This is a genomic window from Fibrobacter sp. UWB1 (genome assembly GCF_002210325.1).
GTDB lineage: Bacteria > Fibrobacterota > Fibrobacteria > Fibrobacterales > Fibrobacteraceae > Fibrobacter.
Genome location: NZ_MWQL01000039.1, coordinates 1 through 4,032, shown reverse-complemented (window position 1 = coordinate 4,032; position 4,032 = coordinate 1). Strand labels below are relative to the sequence as shown.

Sequence of the window (4,032 nt, the reverse complement as noted above, 5' to 3'; positions counted from 1 at the left end):
AGCCTAGATCTGATGTTGGAACAAACTATTTTTGCGAAAAACCCTTGACACTACCGAAATGATTGTCGCGAACCGAGATTTGCGCAATTGGTCGCAGGTCACCCTTGCCGAGAAACTCGGAATTCAGGTCCAGAACCTCTGCGCCATGGAAAACGGCCGCAGGGCGGTATCCCGCAAAATGGCGGTAAAGCTCGGCGAAATCTTTGGAACGGATCCCGCTGCCTTCTTTGATTTTAGCAAGTAAAGGGGGAAGCCTCCCCCTGGCTCGCACTTCGTTGCTCCCCACCCCTACTCCTAAGGGCTCTGCCCCTAAGACCCCTAATGACACATCAAACTGGGTTCGGCTTATTGAAGGCTTCTGATGAATTCTGGAGCGAAGTCGACGCCGTTTGGCCATGTGATTGTGTGCGCTTGCAGCGTGAAATCTTTAAAGGTATTGATGTCTGCAAGTTGTTGCACGATGGGGCGGTGGTCCGACTTGATGACGCTTTCGAAATCAGCGACAAAACGGCATCCGTCGTTGAATTCGACGGATATCTTGTAATCTCCAATATATTTCGCGTCAATTACGTGAAGCATTTTGAATCCAGTTCGCTTCAACTCGTACTAGAAAAATTTAGACAAGAATTGTCCGGGTTCAATGGCGGGAACGGCGGATGCCCTAAAATCATCAATATTGCGCGTAACGATGTAATCGAGTTTTAAACGGGCGGCACATTGTTGTTGCAAGCCATCTTCTAGATCTTCGGTATTCGGTTTTTCTGTAACAGTCATGAAATCCGAAGCCGTTTCAGGAATAACTGTAAAGAACTGGCAGAACATATTTACCAGCTTCAACCTTTGCTCTGCGGACATATCCTTGCGGAGAATGTAGTAGATGTCGCAAAGGGAATGTGCCGTAACAAAACCTAAATGGCTCTGCCTAATACATTCTGCGATAATTTCTTTTGACTCGAGGAAAAATGGTTCACGATGTTGAACCATGTCGAGAATGACATTTGAATCAATAAGCAGGTTCATCTAGAAATCCCTGCTTTCTTCGCGTTCTTTCTTGTAATCAATTTTGCGTTCTACTGAACCGGCGAATTCGTCAAGCAGGGCAAGACCAGCGGCCACATTAGTCGTTGACTTTTTGCGTTCCAAAATGCGGTCCAATTTTTGCCGAAGGACAACAATCTGAAACAGAGGAAGTTCTTCCACCTGGGATTCGAGTTCTGCAAAAGCTGCGTCCGACATAATTAAACCTCTTGTCTATACCAAATATACTCTTTTCTTTGCAGAAAAGCAAGCAATGGGCTTTGCTGTGTGGGGCGTTTTCAGTGTGTTTGGTCACGGGGTGGTTGTTTTGGGGCGGGGTTTGGGTTATAGGTTATTTTAATCCCTAAGGCAGCCAATCGGGACGACTTTTACACCGTCGGGTCTCGTATATGCCATTTGCCCACCCGTGACAACCATCAGCAGGTCCGGTTCACGAAGTTGAATTTGGTCGCTTTTCTTATTGTGTTCCCGTATAAGTTCCTTTAAAGTCGTCAGGTGCTTTGCTCCTTCCTCAATTTCGCGACTCCCCAGCTTAAATTCTATCAAGGCGTATCGTCCGTCATTCAAATGCAACACGGCATCGGCCTCGAGCCCGGTCCTGTCGCGATAATAAGAAAGTTCGCCACGTAGTTTTTGAGAATAGACCTTCAAGTCCCTGATGCAAAGCGTCTCGAAAACAAAACCAAAAGTTTTCAGGTCTGTGTAGAAGTATTCGGGAGAGACGCCCATTGCGGCAACTGCAATTGAGGGGTCGGAAAATTCCCTCTTCTTCCCTGAACGGATAGATGTGGCGGAACGGATGGATGGGCTCCAGGCGTCCAGATCTTCTATGACGAATAGTCTGCGTAGCGCGTTTAAGTAGGAATCCAGTGTTATTATGGAAAAATTGTCCGATTCCGATAGAATATCCTTATGGATGCTGGAGGTCTTTGCCAAGGTTGAGACATTCCGGGCGTACGATTTTAGGATAGCCTTTGTCCATTTGGGGTTCCTTTCGACTCCGTCAACCGTGGATATGTCTGTCTGGCAGATGTTTTCAAGATAGTCTTGCGCGACGACAAGTTGGGCATCATCGCCTTTCTTGAAAAGAGCGGCCGGCCACCCGCCACGGCAAGCGGCATGAATTAGTTGCTCTATCGAAAGGCTTGACGTAATCCCGTCAATATCGCTTTCGGGGGCGTCCTGCCATTCGTCAATCAATCGAGGATTTTCCCCTTTCAGCAATAAAGACGGCTTAATCGATACGGTTGCAAGATAACTCTCCCTGAAGTCTGGATCCTGCATTTTGACAACGCTCTGGGCTTTTGTTTTGTATTTTTGTTCAATTTTGTTTTGTATTTTTGGAAGAAAAATGCCGAATTCTTTGTAAAAGCGCATTTTTATAGCATTTTTCTTGAGATGTCGGCGTGTTGGGGCGCGGGGTGGTTGTTTTTGGGCGGGGTTAAGCATCCATCAACAGGCGGGGTTCCAACGATTCGATTTTGTAGCTGTTTTGCTTGTTGTTTTTAGACTTTTTGTTGTTCTTCTTAGACTTGGACATATAGACCCAATTGGCTTTTATTGCAAAAGCCTTGTTAATCTGTTTAAGATCTTGTTATAATTAGCGGTTTTTCACGCAACGGACAGACAGGCCGTTCGGCTTGTCAGAATTCATTTTTAAATCGACTCTACTTATACCCCGCGCAGCCGACCCCAACGATATCGAAGTTACATTAGTGGCAGATGATTCAAACGGTAATCTGTAACGTCCATAAACTCTAATATATTGGTATTCCCCTGTTATGGCCAAAGCAATTCCCCCATACAAGGCCGAGAATCCTTGGCTGTTGCTCCCGCCATTTACTTTCGACACAAAACCATAATCATCTTCACTTGCCCCCTTCAAGGCGCCCCATTCTTGCCTATTCATCACGTGCCACCCTTCCGGACAGATCCCCTGTATCTTCAAACGATCCCATTCATGATCGTATTCGCGGCCCGGGAATATCGAGTCCGGGCAGGCGGGAGTCGTTCCCGTCCATACGCTGTCGCATGCCTTCGGAAGGCCCATCGCCTCGCTCCAGCTGTACAGCCCGCCGAACCCGTTGTCGCAGTACCACGGGTCGTCATCGTAGCAATACTTTTCAGGAGCATTGTCGTCAAACACCGTCGTATTTAACGGGATTTGTTTTCCATAGTTAAGGTTGGTCGCGAATACGGTCATATTTTCAAAGCCATCGTAACCGAATTTCGTGTCTAAAATCCTGTACTTTTGCCCATCACGCGGGTCAACAAATTCCCCATACGAATACTTGCTGTTGTAAAGACTGTCCATGTTGAAATAGCTGCTGGTGGGCACGGACGAGGAACTGGAACGAACATACAGAACATAGAAGCCATCTTTACAGATATATTCCAATTTTTTGCCAGATTCTCGATCGGTCCTGTCTAGAATTGAGCCTTCACTAGAACAAGGCTTAGTCCAAACAGAACTTGACGAAGTCCCCGAGCTGCTCGACTTAACGCTGGACGAGGCGGGACTGGATTCACCGCCACTGCTCTTGGAATCCGTAGACGAACTGGATTTCGCAGAAGAAGAACTGTTCTTCGACGAAGACGAAACCGAACTTCCACCGGAAGACGTTTCTTTGTCCGTGACGGAACTCGAGGAGATTGCTTCGTCACCACTGGAAGACGAAATTTCCGCTACCGGGTCAGGGTCAGTACTGCTGGAACCGCTGTCGCACGCAGTAAATGCAGCAAAGACAAGAGCCATGGCAAGAAGTATGGATTCCCCACGCTTCGCTTCGAGAATGACAGGCCAAGAATGACGCAATGTAAAAATCTTCACAGAAGTCCTCCAAAAACCTCGAAATTCTATAACCCAAATTTAGTTTATTTTCACACAAATTGTCCCTTCCGGCTATTGACGGCGGCGTTCAATTTACATATATTAATGCTCAAATGAGCAAAAGTAGTCGGGGCTCTGCCGGGCTATTCCGGCCCCGAATCAGC

Annotated in this window: 7 protein-coding genes; 1 reads left to right on the top strand and 6 read right to left on the bottom strand. The window is 47.0% G+C overall.

Annotation, left to right across the window (positions count from 1 at the left end; genetic code table 11):
* Window positions 1–31: 31 nt before the first annotated feature.
* Complete coding sequence (locus tag B7988_RS14705; protein WP_088658470.1) at window positions 32–244, top strand: helix-turn-helix transcriptional regulator; 213 nt, start codon at window positions 32–34, stop codon at window positions 242–244.
* A 101-nt stretch (window positions 245–345) separates the two neighbouring features.
* On the opposite strand, the gene B7988_RS14700 is transcribed toward B7988_RS14705, so the two are convergent.
* From B7988_RS14700 to B7988_RS14680, 6 genes are all read right to left on the bottom strand, one after another.
* A complete protein-coding gene (locus B7988_RS14700; protein ID WP_088658469.1) occupies window positions 346–579 on the bottom strand; it encodes a DUF2442 domain-containing protein in 234 nt (77 codons plus the stop codon).
* 27 nt (window positions 580–606) lie between these two features.
* Window positions 607–1,020: a PIN domain-containing protein gene (locus tag B7988_RS14695; protein WP_088658468.1), complete on the bottom strand. Its 414-nt coding sequence runs from the start codon at window positions 1,018–1,020 to the stop codon at window positions 607–609.
* Window positions 1,021–1,236, bottom strand: coding sequence for a hypothetical protein (locus B7988_RS14690; protein ID WP_088658467.1), 216 nt, complete (start codon window positions 1,234–1,236; stop codon window positions 1,021–1,023).
* 138 nt (window positions 1,237–1,374) lie between these two features.
* Window positions 1,375–2,322 carry a DUF4143 domain-containing protein gene (locus tag B7988_RS14685; RefSeq protein ID WP_212668329.1) on the bottom strand — a complete coding sequence of 316 codons (948 nt, stop codon included), beginning with the start codon at window positions 2,320–2,322 and terminating at the stop codon, window positions 1,375–1,377.
* 157 nt (window positions 2,323–2,479) lie between these two features.
* Window positions 2,480–2,578, bottom strand: coding sequence for an LEPR-XLL domain-containing protein (locus tag B7988_RS14985; RefSeq protein ID WP_141225706.1), 99 nt, complete (start codon window positions 2,576–2,578; stop codon window positions 2,480–2,482).
* Between the two features lie 60 nt (window positions 2,579–2,638).
* Window positions 2,639–3,868, bottom strand: a complete 1,230-nt coding sequence (locus B7988_RS14680; RefSeq protein WP_141225705.1) for an FISUMP domain-containing protein — start codon at window positions 3,866–3,868, stop codon at window positions 2,639–2,641.
* Between the last annotated feature and the right edge of the window lie 164 nt (window positions 3,869–4,032).